Raw genomic sequence first — 15,296 nt, forward strand, 5'->3', positions numbered from 1 at the left:
TATAAAAAGCACGGTTAGTGAACACTTTGTCTTAAAGTAGACAGTGTTTACTGAACGTGCTTTTTCAATTTAATTTTGAGCTTTTTGAATTAATTTTGAAACAAAGGCATTTAGCAGGATAATATCTTTATCGTCAGGTCTTAGATTTATTTTAATACCATCTGCACCTTTAATAGCATTTGTTTTGGTAAATTGTGCTTCAAACTTTGGTACAGCTAGTCCAAAATCAGACATATAGTAGGTATCTCCTGATCCAGCAACGCCGTAAACGACACCGCTTAAATCAGCTTGAGCTAAGTCATCAAAAAAATCAAGGCCCTCGTCAGGCAAAGAACCATTATCGTATGTGTAAGGTACGATAACGGCAATATTTGTCTGTTCGAGCTCATCAACTTCAGTTTGTGATATTTCTGTTTTTTTAACGTTGATACTAGCAGATTTAAAAGCTGAAATGATAATATCGGCAACATCTTCATTGTTGCCAGTTATTGTTGCATATACGACGTGTGCATTCATGATTAATATGATTTATGTTAGTATACTTTCAAATTATGCGTATAGTAAACATATTTCCTCCAATTAATAGTTATGGTTATAATTATAGAGACTTTACAGATAATTGCACCCCTTGTTTTCGTGAAATCATGCACGAATGTGACGATTTGTTGACAAAATGAAAAAAGACCTTTACACTAACCGCTTATGGCCTTACTATAAAGATTGGAAATTAAAATGTAAAAACCGCGACTACTTGATAGATTTGCGACCGCTTAGGAGATTACAAATGATACACCAGTTGTTGGCCGAATTTATGGGCACTGCTCTAATGATTATTTTTGGCGTTGGCGTTCACGCCGATGAGGTTTTGAACCGAACAAAATTTCACGGTTCGGGTCATATTTTTGCCATTACAACCTGGGGATTTGGTATCTCTATCGTGTTGTTTGTCTTTGGGGATGTTTTTATTAACCCAGCTATGGCTATGGCACAGCTTGTACTTGGAAAAATTGATCTGATATATTTTCTAATAGTCAGTGTTGTTGAAGTGCTAGGTGGTATTGCTGGCTCGTTGATTGTTTACGTGATGTACGCTGATCAATTTAAACTGTCAGAAAAAGATATTGATCCTGTTATCGTACGTAACATATTTTCAACTGCACCAGCAATTCGTAATTTACCACGTAATTTTTTTGTTGAAGCATTTGCAACCTTTGTATTTTTAACCGGTATTATGGCCATCTCAGCTCGTGCTGAAAGTGTGCCTGCTATGATGCCATTATCAGTTGGCTTCTTAGTGTGGGCTGTGGGCATGGGAATGGGTGGTACGACTGGATTCGCAATGAACTTGGCACGAGACATGGGACCGCGGTTAGCTTATACAATTTTGCCTTGGAAAAATCGTGCAACGTCCGATTTTAAATATGGGCTAATTGTGCCAGGTATTGCGCCATTTGTAGGTGCAATAGTTGCCGCCTTATTTTCAAAATATTACTTGGGTTTATGACGTGTTCTAGGTTTTAAACATGAACTTGTTATTTTTAATTAATCAGCTATAATAAAGTTATTAATTTTAAAGAGGAAAAACTTATGACACTAACACGAGAACAGTATAATGCCTTAAAAATGGCATTTGATAATGGTATTTTAGATCATGATGATCTTGCTAAGGATGCGCTTGAGACGGTATTACTAGCAGTTACACCAAAGTAACTATTGCATAAATAAAAAAACAGTGTTAAAATTATTTTCAGTAACGTTGATAAGGACAACTCAAGTGTACACATGATAAAGAGAGCCCATGTTTGGTGAAAATGGGTGATTTGTGCATAAGAGACTACCTTTGAGTGATGCTTGAGTAAGTAATGAAAAACATCCGGGTGACACCGATAGCTGTCATTTAAGTAGCATGGTTAAACATGTTAAACTTGGGTGGTACCACGGTGAAACGTCCCTTTAAGCTGAATAGCTTAAAGGGACGTTTTTATTTTTATTAACGTCATTATTATGTTTATTAAAACAACAATACGATCTATGAAAGGAATATTACAATGTCAGAACTTAAGCTTAAATTTCCAGACGGTGCAGTAAAAAGCTTTGCCGAGGGTACAAAACCATTAGAGGTTGCGGAAAGTATTTCAAAATCATTGGCAAAAAAATCAGTTTCTGCTAAATTAAATGGCAACTATGCTGGTATGAATGATAGCATTCAAGAATCTGGTGATTTCCAATTGATTACCACAGGTGATGATGAAGCATTGTCGTTATTGCGTCACTCAGCATCACATCTATTGGCACAGGCACTCAAGCGAATACCAAAATTTGCAGCGATGCATTTTGGTGTTGGCCCATTTATTGATAATGGTTTTTATTACGATACAGATAATGGTGCTGGTAATCAAGTTTCAGTAGAAGACTTTCCTGAAATTGAAGCCATGATGCATAAAATTGTTAAAGAAGATTTGCCAATCGTGTCACGTCAAATTACACGTGAAGAAGCATTGAAAATGTTTGCATCAGATCCATATAAGGTTGAATTGATTACAGATTTACCTGTCGATGAAAAAATAACGATTGCTATTCAAGGTGACCATATTGAGTTAGATAAAGGTGGCTTGGTTCCCTCAACACGTTGGATAAAAAACTTTAAACTGACATCTGTTGCAGGTGCATACTGGCGTGGTAAATCATCAAATCCCATGATGCAACGTATCTATGGTATCGCAGAATGGAAGCAAGCAGATGTTGATGCTGAGGTACAACGCCGTGAAGAGGCTAAAGAACGTGATCACCGTACAATTGGTCGTGATTTAGATTTGTTCTTTACGAGTCAAGAAGTTGGTTCTGGTTTGCCAGTTTGGTTGCCAAACGGGGCAACGATTCGCCGTCAAGTTGAGCGTTATATTACTGATAAAGAATTAGCCAATGGATATCAACATGTCTATACACCTGTATTATCAAATTTGAATTTGTATAAAACTTCTGGACATTGGGATCATTATCGTGAGGATATGTTTCCACCAATGGATATGGGCGATGGCGAATTTTTAGAGTTACGTCCTATGAACTGCCCATCACATATTATGGTGTTCAAGCACAAGCCACGTTCGTATCGTGAATTACCAATTCGTATTGCTGAACTTGGTATGATGCACCGTTATGAAAAATCTGGCGCATTAACTGGTCTATCACGTGTACGTGAAATGACATTAAATGATGGACACACGTTCGTTGAACCAGAAAAAATTGAAGAAGAATTTAAGTCAATTTTGACAATGATGATGGGCGTTTATCGTGACTTTAATATCACAGATTATCGCTTTCGATTATCATACCGTGATCCTAAGAATACTGAAAAGTATTTTGATGATGACGAAATGTGGGAGAAATCACAAGCTCAACTTAAGCGCGCAATGGATGATCTTAAGTTGGACTATTATGAAGCTGAAGGCGAAGCTGCGTTTTATGGTCCAAAATTGGATGTTCAAACGAAGACAGCTTTAGGCAATGAAGAAACGATGTCGACGATTCAGCTAGACTTTTTGTTACCTGAACGTTTTGATTTGACATATATTGGTGCTGATGGGCAAGATAATCATCGACCAGTGATGCTTCATCGTGGTATTGTCGGTACAATGGAACGTTTTACAGCGTATTTGATTGAAATGTATAAGGGTGCTTTTCCAACTTGGTTGTCGCCATTACAAGTACAAATCATACCAGTTAATCTTGGTGCACATGGCGAGTATGCTAATGATATCCAACAAAAATTACAGGCTGCAGGCTTGAGGGCTAATGTCGAAACCAAGGAAGCTAAGATGGGTTACTTGATTCGTGAAGCGCAAACTAACAAGATCCCATATACACTGGTATTAGGAGATTCTGAAGTTGAGGCTCAGACAGTTACAGTGCGTAAATATGGTGAAGAAAAGACAAAAACAATGTCATTTATTGATTTCCAAATGGCTATTTTAGCAGATGTTGCGCGCTATTCACGTACAGCAGAAATACAGGAATAAACTTAAATTAGAAGTATCTCGTATTTTATTATGTTAGATACTTTGTATATACAGACTGATGTATGTGTTTGAAACAGGGGGATAAATATTTTCATGACAGAAACAACGGAAGATGGTAATAAACCGCCAAAACGCGGCTTACAAAATCGCCATGTGCAATTAATTGCTATTGGTGGCACAATCGGAACAGGACTTTTCATGGGTGCTGGTAATTCAATTCATTATGCTGGACCGGTTATTTTATTAGTATACTTAATTGTTGGATTAGTCATGTTTGTGATGATGCGGGCCATTGGTGAGTTATTGTATGCTGATCCAAAGCAACATACATTTATTACATTTATTACCAGATATGTTGGTAATCGCGCAGGTTTTTTTGCACGATGGTCTTATTGGCTGACGGTTGTATTTATGGGGATGGCTGAATTAACAGCGGTGGCCAAATATGTTCAGTATTGGTTACCAGGGTTACCCAGTTGGTTGATTCAAATTAGCATGTTGATTATATTAACATGCGTCAATTTAGTCGCTGTAGCATTATACGGCGAAACAGAGTTTTGGTTCTCAATGATTAAAATTGTTGCTATCTTAGCTTTAATTGCTACGGGTATTATGTTAGCATTAACAGGATTTAAAACACCCGTAGGAGATGTGTCATTTAGTAATGTTTTTCATCATTTTTCATTTTTCCCAAATGGATTTGGGAACTTTATTAATGCTTTCCAAATGGTTATGTTTTCCTTTGTCGGTATGGAATTTATAGGTATGACTGTGGCAGAAACAGACAACCCACGTGAAGTTTTACCTAAAGCAATTAATCAAATACCTTGGCGGATATTATTTTTTTACTTGGGAGCATTGTTTATTATTATGACAATCTATCCTTGGCAAAAAATTCCGGCTGATCAAAGTCCCTTTGTTATGGTTTTTGAGTTAGTTGGAATTAAATGGGCGGCAGCATTAGTTAACTTTGTTGTTCTTACAAGTGCTGCATCAGCGTTGAATTCGGTATTATTTAGCGCAAGCCGCAATTTTTATGCACTAGCATTTCAATCAAAAGCACGTTTTTTACAGCCATTTAGAAAAATGTCTAAAACACAATTACCAATAAACGCAGTTTTGTTTACATCGTTAATGGTAGCCTTTTCGGCTATTATTTCGTTTATACCTGCTATTAAAAATGCTTTTAGTTTTGTTACCAGTGCTTCAACAGACCTATTTTTGATGATTTATGTCTTAACGTTAATCGCGTATATGAACTACCGTAAATCAAATGACTATATGAGTAATGGCTTTTTGGTTATTGCACCTAAAATAGTAGTACCACTTGCAATTATATTCTTTATTTTTGTATTTATTACGCTATTTTTCAATCCTGATTCGCGTGTACCGGCTATTGGTTCAACAATTTGGTTGGTGATATTTGGCTTGATTTCATGGCGACAACCCCAAAAAACTATCCTATAAAATTGTTAACTGTTCAACTGAAAAGATTGAACAGTTTTTATTTGGTATGCTACACTAGAAACATTGTAAAGGGGAATAATATATGCGCGATAAAGTTCTAAATATAACAATTATTCATATGATGGTTTTTTTATTTTTTTTGTTTGTTTATGCGACACCAACACATTTTACATTTTTAAACTGGAATGTTTTTCTATCATTACTACCATTTGATTTTGCATTAATTGTGGCAACGACGCATTTTAAAAGTGTTAAATCTATTTTTTTTGTGTTATGGTTACTTTTTTTTCCAAATACCATGTATATGATGACGGATTTTATACATTTATATGCGATTGGTACAGATTTGAATCAAGCCACACAATACTTTAACTATGCAATATTGGCAACAGGAATTTTTATCGGTGTTGGTTTAGGTATTTTGAGTTTAGAAATCATAACACAAGCTTTGTTTAAAAATCACGTTCATATTATTTATTTTGCGATTACGGCACTTGTGTCGTTACTATCAGCTATTGGTATATATCTTGGCCGATATTTACGATTAAACTCATGGGATATGTTCACTAATTTTAGTGATGTCATTGGACATGTTGTATCATCCGTGGGCTATCATATGGTAACATTTGTGATACTATTTGCAGGCGCACAATTTGCAATACTTATCATTTTTCACTATGGTGTGCGATTGATAAACATAAACTTGTCAGTAGAGAAGTAATGTGGTAGAATAATATATGTTGAACAAGTAGGAGCACCCGCTTCTCGCCAAGTGATTAAGTTGCTTGGCAGATACAGTTATCCGAATGGATTGCAAGTGTTGAAGTGGGTGAAGATTAGGTTCTTTATCCACTTTTCTTCTTGATTCACAAAATAAATTTGGAGGTGCCTGACAATAGCACGTCAACCAAGACAAGTTGATTTAATCAACGATAATATTCGCGCATCTCGCGTATTACTTATCCATGAGGGTAAGCAAACAGAAATGTCTACGCGAGATGCACAACAAATTGCTAACGATTCAAACCAAGATTTGGTACTGGTGCAAGCTAACGCTGAACCACCAGTTGCTAAAATTATGGATTGGGGAAAAGCTAAGTTCGAAGCACAAAAGAAGCAAAAAGAACAACGCAAAAACCAAAAAATCGTTCAAGTTAAAGAAGTTCGTATGTCACCGGTTATTGATTCGGGCGATTTCGAAACGCGTAAAAAAGCTGCTATTAAATTCCTTGGACAAGGGAATAAGGTGAAGCTGAATTTGCGCTTCCGAGGTCGTATGATTACACACCAAGACATCGGACGTCAAGTATTAGACCGTATGGCCGCAGAGCTTAACGACATTGCTAAGGTTGAGCAACGTGCCAAGATGGACGGCCGACAGATGTTTTTGGTCTTGGCACCTAGAGATGCCAAGTAATTAAGGGTTTAGTTGCTTAATTGCATGCTTAAACAAAAAATCACACAGTAGGAGAATTAGTCACATGCCAAAGATGAAGACACACCGCGCATCAGCAAAGCGCTTTAAGAAGACAGCCAACGGTGGTTTGAAGTCAGCTTCAGCTTATACTTCACACCGCTTCCATGGTAAAACAAAGAAGCAACGTCGTCAATTGCGTGGTACACGCATGATGGATTCAACGACTGTTAAAACATACGCTAAGATGCTGTCAAACATCTAATTCGCGTTGCGATAGTTCATCTATCTATATTTTGGATTTAAAATCCAGTAATTTATTTTTTAGAATTCTAGGAGGAATTACCCATGCGAGTTAAGGGTGGTACAGTTTCACGCGCACGTCGTAAAAAGATTGTTAAGTTAGCTAAGGGTTACCGTGGCCAACGTCGTATTAATTTCAAGGTTGCTAAGCAACAAGTATGGAAGTCGTATTTGTATGCATACCGTGATCGTAAGAACACAAAGCGTAACTTCCGTAAGTTGTGGATTGCTCGTATCAATGCAGCAGCCCGTATGAACGGTTTGTCATATTCTAAGTTAATGCATGGTTTGACACTTGCAGGTGTTGAGTTAAATCGTAAAATGTTAGCCGATATCGCTGTGACTGATTTTGATACATTTTCAAAGTTAGCTGATCAAGCAAAAACTGCTTTAGCAGCTGATAATGTTTTGGTACAAGAACGTGTAGCCGCAACATTAGAAACTACTGTTAAGGTTGATCGTTAATATATATTCATACTAAAAGGCTCCAAAAATCTGTTTAAGATTTTCGGAGCCTTTTAGTATGAATAGGGTAAAAAGTGTTAACGATAGACAGGCTATTGAGTAATGTTATTGTAAACCAGTTTGCAGTTTACTACTTGCGATGAGTTTAAGATCATTTGCATCTCCTGTTGGGGTGAATACAATCGACACTTTGGCACCGCTTGTGCTTTGCCATGTGGCGTATAATTGATCACTGGCTGTCATATAAGTTGGGGAGCCATAAGCGGCTCGCACCTGATCGTAAGTTGCAGAACCAATAGCAACGGAATTATAGGTTGCCATTGACCAGTTGCCAAATGATACAGGCTTTGATTCAGTAGGCTGTTGAGCGATATGTGAAGAAGCTTGTTCTGTACTAGAATCAGTAGAGGAGCTAACCGAATTTTCTGTTGTCGTATTTTCTGTGATAGGTGTCTGTGTCGCATCACTTGTGACACTGCTAATGGCAGTAGAAGCAGCTGAACTAGCTGCTTCTGGTACCTGAGCGACAGATGTTGACTCACTTGCTGACAATTGAGAGGTACTGGAGCTAGCGATTGTTGATGTTGCCTTCTTTGCGCTTTTAGTCTTTTTTATTGATGTGGATTCAGAAACGTTATTTTGGGAAGTTGCCTGGTTGTTATGGCCTAAAACAACAAAAATAATAAGCACTACAATAATTAAAGCTATAAACGCAATAAGCGTATTGCGCAACTTGTGCGACTTTTTAAATGGATGACGTTGCATGATAAATTACGTGTAGAACACTAGTGTTCTACACATTCCTTTCCTAACACTAACAATATGATACCAGAAAAGATGTAAAGTGTGTTAAAATAGATGTAATTACGTATCGAGACAAAAAATGGGATAACCTCAGCGTTTTAGAAACCAGCAGTGTCCACTTGTTATATTTACGAAAAATAACGACTTATGAAATAAGTCTATTTATAGAGGAAAGAATTATGACAGATTTAAGTATTATTCCATTTGGCGGTGTGCGCGAAAATGGCAAAAACATGTATGCAATTACTGTAAATGATCAAATTTTTATTTTTGATGCTGGATTAAAATATCCAGAGACAGACCAGTTAGGTGTCGATGTGGTAGTTCCTGATTTTGACTATTTTATTAAAAATAGTGATAAAATTGCTGGTGTTTTTTTGACGCATGGGCATGCTGATGCAATTGGTGCTTTACCATACTTTTTGCAACAGGTAAAAGCGCCTGTATTTGGTTCAGAGCTGACCATTGAATTGGCAAAATTAGCTATCAAAGAGCAACAGGCACTTAAAGATTATGATGATTATCATGTTGTTAATGAAAAAACAGAAATCGATTTCGGACAGGTTACGGTATCGTTTTTTAATACAACACATTCTATACCAGAATCATTAGGAATTGTTTTGGCTACGCCTTATGGGCAAGTTGTGTATACTGGCGATTTTAAATTTGATCAAACAGCAAATTCATATTATGGGACAGATCTTGCACGTTTAGTGGAAATAGGTCAAGGGAAAGTATTAGCATTATTAGCAGATGCAGCTGGAACAGGTAGTGAACTTAATTCTGTCAATGAGTCAAAAATTAGTGAATATATTCTTGAAACTTTTAGAGAAAATAATAAAAAACGTATTATTGTAGCGGCTGTTGCATCAAACATTCAACGTATTCAACAGGTCATAGATGCAACCGTGGCAACTAAGCGACAATTGGTTCTATCTGGCAATGATATTGAAAATGTTGTTCGAACTGCAATTCGTTTACGTAAATTGAATTTACCAATACCTGAAAATAAATTATTTGTTAATCTTAAAAACGCTAAAAACTTACTTGCTTCAGAAACTGTCATTCTTGAAACAGGTCGTATGGGTGAACCCATTAAACATTTAAATCGCATGGCTAATGGCGAAGATCCTTATGTTCGTATTGGTGAAGATGATTTAGTGTTTATTACAACAACGCCGTCAACAGCTATGGAGAGTGTCGTAGCAAAAACACGAGACATGCTTTTTAAGCAAGGCGCAGATGTTAAACAAATTAGTAGTGATTTACGGTCAAGTGGTCATGCATCACGTAATGATTTACAAATTATGATCAATGTGTTAAAACCTGAATATTTCATGCCAGTTCAGGGAGAATATCGGGTAATGACAACTGCAAAAGCGGCAGCTGAAGAAGTTAACATTGCTGAAGATCATATTATGATGGCTATGAAAGGTGATCAATTTAAATGGTTAAAGGATCATTTTGAATTGCAAGATTCCTTTACAGTTGGAGAAACTTTGATTGATGGCGCAGGCATTGGTGATATTGGTAATGTTGTTTTACGTGATCGTCGCATTTTATCAGAAGATGGTATTTTTGTCTCTGTTGTAACAATTGATAGAAAGAAAAGACAAGTTGTTTCTAAACCCAAATTGACATCACGCGGTTTTGTTTATGTTAAGGCAAATCGTGATTTGATGAAAGAAGCTTCTGATTTAACAGTTAAGCAGATAGAAAATTATCTCACCACAACTAAAAATTTTGATTGGAATGAGCTTAAGAATGGCGTACGAGAAGTTGTATCTCGCTATTTGTTTGAACAAACACGTCGTCGTCCAATGGTTATGCCTGTTGTGATGGAAGTCAACCAAAATCGACGACCAGCAGCTCATAAGTCTGCTCAAATAACCGGACAGCAACGTAACCGACAAACGTCAAAAATAGAAAATAAACAACTTAAGAAGCAAAACAATAAAGCGACAGTAAAAACTGTAAAATGATGCAAGTTATAATTGTCTGACTAAAAACTCAAGATTAGTTAATTATCAATCTAGGAAGGAAATGTGTCTTTGATTATCACACAAACAAAGTCACACTTGTTTTATGACACAAGAAGATCAACTATCACCAAAATTAAAAAGCATGATTGACCGTGCGCACACTGAAATGAAACAAGAAAACTGGCATGATGCTGCAGAGACTTTAACAGAATTATATGATTCTTTGTCTACATTTGAGGTGAATTATCGCTTAGTAACATCATTATTTATGGATGAACAATATCAATTAGCCTCTTCATATGCAGATGATTTTTTATTGAACTACCTTGAAGAAGAAAGTGATTTTCGCATGGTTGTTGCATTGGCTATTCAAAACCAAAGTTTTGTTTATGCACAACAATTGGCAATGTTATGGGATGATTTAGACATACAGCAAAAGGTATCACAAGAAATACGTGATGCTGAAGCAAAAGCAGTAGAAACAATGTCTACAACGTTTCAAACGATTTCACGACAATTTTATCATCTCAGTGATTATAGTATTATTGAACAACGTGATCGATATGAGTCGGCAAGGCACTTACCAGTAGCACAATTCGTTATTGGTGCAAAGTATCTGTTGGTCGATCCCTATGCGACACCGATTATTCGAGCAACACTGCTTGAAGATTTACAAAAATTACGGGTCACTGAAAACATACAGTATCGTTGGCTGGATGATGAATTATACACGATTAAATTAAGTGAGTTGCCACTACTTACAAATTCTAAAATTTTTGAAGATATTGCTGATTTTCTTGACGAGAAATTAGGCAATGAAGATCCAATTGCAATTGACATGCTGGCGCAACAAGTGCGTTTTGAATTAACGCTACTTTATCCACGCGTTGAAGAGGTTGTGACAGATCCAGAAGCTTGGGTAGAAGCAAGTATTGATCGCTACTATGAACATCAAAATGTCACTGAAACTGTCGTACAAAAAAAATGGCATGAAAAAGTTAGAAGTCTCACTGAAAATTTTTTTGAAAATTAATTAATAAAACTGTTTACATTTTCTTAATAACTCGGTATAATAATTTTTGGCTTCAATAGCCGGAAAAACGCAATTAACTGTTGTCTTTTGATGGCTTGCGTTGTAAAATATATTTATAAACATTTTCCAGATTACTGGTAAATGAATTTTGGAGGAAACTACATTGGCTAAGGAAACTTACGTTCGCACTAAGCCCCACGTTAACATTGGTACTATTGGACACGTCGATCATGGAAAGACGACTTTAACAGCCGCAATCTCAAAGGTATTGGCTGAAAAGCAAGGTATCGTAGCTACTGACTTTGCTGAAATCGATAATGCTCCTGAAGAAAAAGAACGTGGTATCACGATCAATACTTCGCATATCGAATATGAAACAGAAGCACGTCATTATGCTCATATCGACGCCCCTGGTCACGCCGATTATGTTAAAAACATGATTACTGGTGCTGCTCAAATGGATGGTGCTATCTTAGTTGTTGCTGCAACTGATGGTCCTATGCCACAAACACGTGAACATATCTTGTTGGCACGTCAAGTTGGTGTTGACTATTTGGTTGTGTTCTTGAACAAGACAGATTTGGTTGACGATGAAGAATTAATTGAATTAGTTGAAATGGAAGTTCGTGAATTATTGTCAGAATATGACTTCCCTGGTGACGATATTCCTGTACTTAAGGGTTCAGCTTTGAAGGCTCTTGAAGGTGACCCTGAACAAGTTAAGGTTATCGAAGAATTGATGGATACTGTTGATTCATATATTCCAGAACCAAAGCGTGAAATCGACAAGCCTTTCTTGATGCCTGTTGAAGATGTATTCACAATTACTGGTCGTGGTACAGTTGCTTCTGGTCGTGTTGACCGTGGTGTATTGACTACTGGAACTGAAATTGAAATCGTTGGTTTGAAAGAACAAATTCAAAAGACTACTGTTACAGGTATTGAAATGTTCCGTAAGACTTTGGAAGAAGCTCAAGCTGGAGATAACATCGGTGCATTGTTGCGTGGTGTTGATCGCAGTGATATCGAACGTGGTCAAGTTTTGGCACAACCAGGTTCAATTAAGACACATAAGAAGTTTAAGGCTGAAGTCTATGTTCTTTCTAAGGAAGAAGGCGGACGTCATACACCATTCTTTACAAACTACCGTCCACAATTCTATTTCCATACAACAGATGTTACAGGTGTTGTTGAATTGCCAACTGGTGTAGAAATGGTTATGCCTGGTGATCAAGTAACATTTGAAATCGAATTGATTTCACCAGTTGCTATTGAACAAGGTTTGAAGTTTACTGTTCGTGAAGGTGGCCATACTGTTGGTGCCGGCACAGTTACAGAAATTGAAGATTAATTATTTTTTAAAAGTGCGCTTTGGCGTGCTTTTTTTGTGGCATAATTTTGCAAATTAAAAACGCATGATATCATATATCATACGTTAATCTTATTTCTTTTCTTTATTTGATGATGTTTCTCGGCCTAGAGCGGCTGCGCGTGCTTCTTCAGCAGTATTTTCAATTGGTAACGAGATTAAATCATCGAATGAATTTGCCAATTGTTCTTCGCGATTTACAATTTTTGCCATAATATACCTCCGTTTCTGATAGTATAACGCATTTTATATGCAAATATATGCAAATATTCAAAAATTGTATGTATAATATGTGCATATCATATATTATCATGTATACTTATATATAGATATAAAAGGGAGCGATAAAATGACTGAATTATTAACGATAACTAACTTAAAGAAGCAATATGGAAATAAAATTATTTTTGACCAAGTCAATACAAAAGTCAATCAGGGTGAGGTTATTGCAATATTAGGACCATCGGGTGCCGGTAAATCAACTTTCTTACGTGCAATTAATTTGTTAGAGGCACCTACTGCTGGTCAGGTTATATTTGAGGGAAATGAATTAACCAATTTGGCAGAAAAAGAATTAGATGTTTTGCGCGAAAAAATTGGTATGGTATTTCAGAGTTTCAATTTGTTTCCAAACTTAACTGTTATTGAAAACATTAAATTGGCACCAATGAAAGTTAAACACCTTTCTGATACAGAAGCGACACACTTGGCAGAAAAATTATTAGATCAGGTTGGCTTAGCGGATAAACAAGATGTTTATCCTGCTAGTTTATCAGGTGGCCAGCAGCAGCGTGTGGCGATTGCAAGAGCACTAGCAATGTCTCCTGATGTCTTGTTGTTTGATGAACCAACGAGCGCATTAGACCCCGAAATGGTGGGTGAGGTATTAAATGTTATGAAGCAGCTGGCAGAAGATGGGATGACTATGCTAGTTGTGACACATGAGATGGGCTTTGCACGAGAAGTTGCTGATACAGTTTGGTTCATGGCGGATGGTGGCATTCAAGAAATTTCAGAACCAGAAACATTTTTTAATGCCCCTAAGACACAACGTGCTAAAGATTTTTTGAATAAAATATTATAGATTTTTGGAATTTGAGCTAATCAGCTCTTTTTTTGTTATTATAACAGTATGGATAATATTAATTTAGAAAAGCAGCATGCGGCTATTGCAGCAGCGACACTTATAAAAAATGGCATGACAGTCGGCCTAGGAACAGGCTCAACAGTTGCATTTTTTTTGAAGGCACTTGCCAAGCGTATAAAACAAGAAAATTTATCAATTATAGGAGTTACGACTTCTTTTAAGACAGCAATAATTGCACAAAAACTAGGCATTAAAATAATAGATATAGATGATGCAAAAACCATTGACTTAACTGTAGATGGTGCTGATGAAGTGGATTATGATATGAATGGTATTAAAGGCGGTGGGGCTGCTTTTTTAATGGAGAAAATTGTTGCAAACAATTCAAAACGGGTTGTGTGGATTGTTGATAGTCAAAAAGTTCATCTGAAATTAGGACTGATGCCATTACCATTAGAAGTTGTGCCATTTGGAAGTGGTAAGTTAATGACAAAGTTAGGGAAACAACATTTATATCCAACATGGCGAAAAACAGATGGAAGACTTTTAGTGACAGACATGGGACATTATATTGTTGATTTATCTTTAAAGGCAATTGACCAGCCATCTGAATTGGCACGTTACTTGGATGGACAAATCGGCATTATAGAGCATGGACTATTTTTAGGTATAGCAGATGAAATAATTATCGGCACTGCTACTGGTGTGAAACACTTGTTACGAACTGATTGACAGAAATAAATGAGAATAGACTTAAAAGCGTTTACATTATAAATTAAGAAGCGGTATAATGAACTTGTAAGAATAAATGTGGAGGAGTGTGTCACGCAAGATTGCGTAGCATAATAACTAGTTATGGCATATAATAATATTTTAATAGCAGTTGATGGATCAGAAGTATCAAACTTGTTAATCAAAAAAGTACATGAGTTTGTGCCTGATGCACATATTGACATTTTGATTGTGGTAGATACAAGTGGTGGATATTTTGGCACAATTGTTATGAATGCTGATATTGTTTATCAGATGGAACAAGATGCTGAAAAAGTAATTAATAAGGCATATGATTATGCTAAGTCAATAGGTCATGCTAACACAGATGTCCATGTACGTTTTGGTGCACCTAAGCAAGTTATCGCACGTGATTTTCCAAAGGATCATAAAAATGATTTAATCGTTGTTGGAGAAACTGGACTTAGCCGTTTACAACGCGCTATGGCTGGAACGATACCATCATTTGTAACACACACAGCAACAACCGATGTGCTTATTATGCGTACGGCAAAAAAATAGAAAAATTATCGATATAACTTAAAAATCCAAGCAATTTATATAATTGCTTGGATTTTTTAATAA

Annotated in this window: 17 protein-coding genes; 14 read left to right on the forward strand and 3 right to left on the reverse strand. The window is 36.5% G+C overall.

Features of this window, described 5'->3' with window-relative positions; genetic code table 11:
* Window positions 1-69: 69 nt before the first annotated feature.
* Window positions 70-516 carry a flavodoxin gene (locus K5Q14_RS02805; RefSeq protein ID WP_220734318.1) on the reverse strand — a complete coding sequence of 149 codons (447 nt, stop codon included), beginning with the start codon at window positions 514-516 and terminating at the stop codon, window positions 70-72.
* Window positions 517-784: 268 nt separating this feature from the next.
* On the opposite strand from K5Q14_RS02805, the gene larD reads away from it, so the two are divergent.
* From larD to rplT, 8 genes are all read left to right on the forward strand, one after another.
* Window positions 785-1,504 (forward strand): D/L-lactic acid transporter LarD, encoded by a 720-nt coding sequence (gene larD, locus K5Q14_RS02810; RefSeq protein WP_220734319.1) that lies wholly within the window; start codon window positions 785-787, stop codon window positions 1,502-1,504.
* 83 nt (window positions 1,505-1,587) lie between these two features.
* Window positions 1,588-1,710, forward strand: a complete 123-nt coding sequence (locus tag K5Q14_RS09880; RefSeq protein ID WP_281419672.1) for a hypothetical protein — start codon at window positions 1,588-1,590, stop codon at window positions 1,708-1,710.
* A 338-nt stretch (window positions 1,711-2,048) separates the two neighbouring features.
* Complete coding sequence (gene thrS, locus K5Q14_RS02815) at window positions 2,049-4,016, forward strand: threonine--tRNA ligase (protein WP_220734320.1); 1,968 nt, start codon at window positions 2,049-2,051, stop codon at window positions 4,014-4,016.
* A gap of 93 nt (window positions 4,017-4,109) precedes the next feature.
* Entirely contained in the window at window positions 4,110-5,483 is a 1,374-nt protein-coding gene (locus K5Q14_RS02820) for an amino acid permease (protein ID WP_220734321.1), read from the forward strand.
* A gap of 82 nt (window positions 5,484-5,565) precedes the next feature.
* Window positions 5,566-6,204 carry a DUF1361 domain-containing protein gene (locus K5Q14_RS02825; RefSeq protein WP_220734322.1) on the forward strand — a complete coding sequence of 213 codons (639 nt, stop codon included), beginning with the start codon at window positions 5,566-5,568 and terminating at the stop codon, window positions 6,202-6,204.
* A gap of 156 nt (window positions 6,205-6,360) precedes the next feature.
* Window positions 6,361-6,900: a translation initiation factor IF-3 gene (gene infC, locus K5Q14_RS02830; protein WP_049777074.1), complete on the forward strand. Its 540-nt coding sequence runs from the start codon at window positions 6,361-6,363 to the stop codon at window positions 6,898-6,900.
* Window positions 6,901-6,964: 64 nt separating this feature from the next.
* Complete coding sequence (gene rpmI / locus K5Q14_RS02835) at window positions 6,965-7,162, forward strand: 50S ribosomal protein L35 (protein WP_004900365.1); 198 nt, start codon at window positions 6,965-6,967, stop codon at window positions 7,160-7,162.
* A gap of 83 nt (window positions 7,163-7,245) precedes the next feature.
* Entirely contained in the window at window positions 7,246-7,665 is a 420-nt protein-coding gene (rplT, locus tag K5Q14_RS02840; RefSeq protein WP_220734323.1) for a 50S ribosomal protein L20, read from the forward strand.
* A gap of 105 nt (window positions 7,666-7,770) precedes the next feature.
* Here rplT and K5Q14_RS02845 read toward each other — a convergent pair whose 3' ends face one another.
* A complete protein-coding gene (locus K5Q14_RS02845; protein ID WP_220734324.1) occupies window positions 7,771-8,430 on the reverse strand; it encodes a hypothetical protein in 660 nt (219 codons plus the stop codon).
* A gap of 218 nt (window positions 8,431-8,648) precedes the next feature.
* On the opposite strand from K5Q14_RS02845, the gene K5Q14_RS02850 reads away from it, so the two are divergent.
* From K5Q14_RS02850 to tuf, 3 genes are all read left to right on the forward strand, one after another.
* Entirely contained in the window at window positions 8,649-10,451 is a 1,803-nt protein-coding gene (locus K5Q14_RS02850) for a ribonuclease J (RefSeq protein ID WP_220734325.1), read from the forward strand.
* Window positions 10,452-10,554: 103 nt separating this feature from the next.
* Entirely contained in the window at window positions 10,555-11,484 is a 930-nt protein-coding gene (locus K5Q14_RS02855; protein WP_220734326.1) for a type I restriction endonuclease subunit R, read from the forward strand.
* Between the two features lie 163 nt (window positions 11,485-11,647).
* Window positions 11,648-12,835, forward strand: a complete 1,188-nt coding sequence (gene tuf, locus K5Q14_RS02860; protein WP_220734327.1) for an elongation factor Tu — start codon at window positions 11,648-11,650, stop codon at window positions 12,833-12,835.
* Window positions 12,836-12,925: 90 nt separating this feature from the next.
* Here the strand turns inward: tuf and K5Q14_RS02865 are convergent, their stop codons facing one another.
* Window positions 12,926-13,066: a hypothetical protein gene (locus K5Q14_RS02865; RefSeq protein WP_220734328.1), complete on the reverse strand. Its 141-nt coding sequence runs from the start codon at window positions 13,064-13,066 to the stop codon at window positions 12,926-12,928.
* Between the two features lie 136 nt (window positions 13,067-13,202).
* Here K5Q14_RS02865 and K5Q14_RS02870 point away from each other — a divergent pair, with 136 nt between their 5' ends.
* The 3 genes from K5Q14_RS02870 (at window position 13,203) to K5Q14_RS02880 (ending at window position 15,233) form a co-directional block, all read left to right on the forward strand.
* Window positions 13,203-13,937, forward strand: a complete 735-nt coding sequence (locus K5Q14_RS02870; RefSeq protein ID WP_220734329.1) for an amino acid ABC transporter ATP-binding protein — start codon at window positions 13,203-13,205, stop codon at window positions 13,935-13,937.
* Between the two features lie 48 nt (window positions 13,938-13,985).
* Window positions 13,986-14,672, forward strand: coding sequence for a ribose-5-phosphate isomerase RpiA (gene rpiA / locus K5Q14_RS02875; RefSeq protein WP_220734330.1), 687 nt, complete (start codon window positions 13,986-13,988; stop codon window positions 14,670-14,672).
* A 123-nt stretch (window positions 14,673-14,795) separates the two neighbouring features.
* Entirely contained in the window at window positions 14,796-15,233 is a 438-nt protein-coding gene (locus K5Q14_RS02880; protein ID WP_220734331.1) for a universal stress protein, read from the forward strand.
* Window positions 15,234-15,296 lie beyond the last annotated feature (63 nt).

This window comes from Leuconostoc inhae (assembly GCF_019656015.1).
Taxonomy (GTDB): domain Bacteria; phylum Bacillota; class Bacilli; order Lactobacillales; family Lactobacillaceae; genus Leuconostoc; species Leuconostoc inhae_A.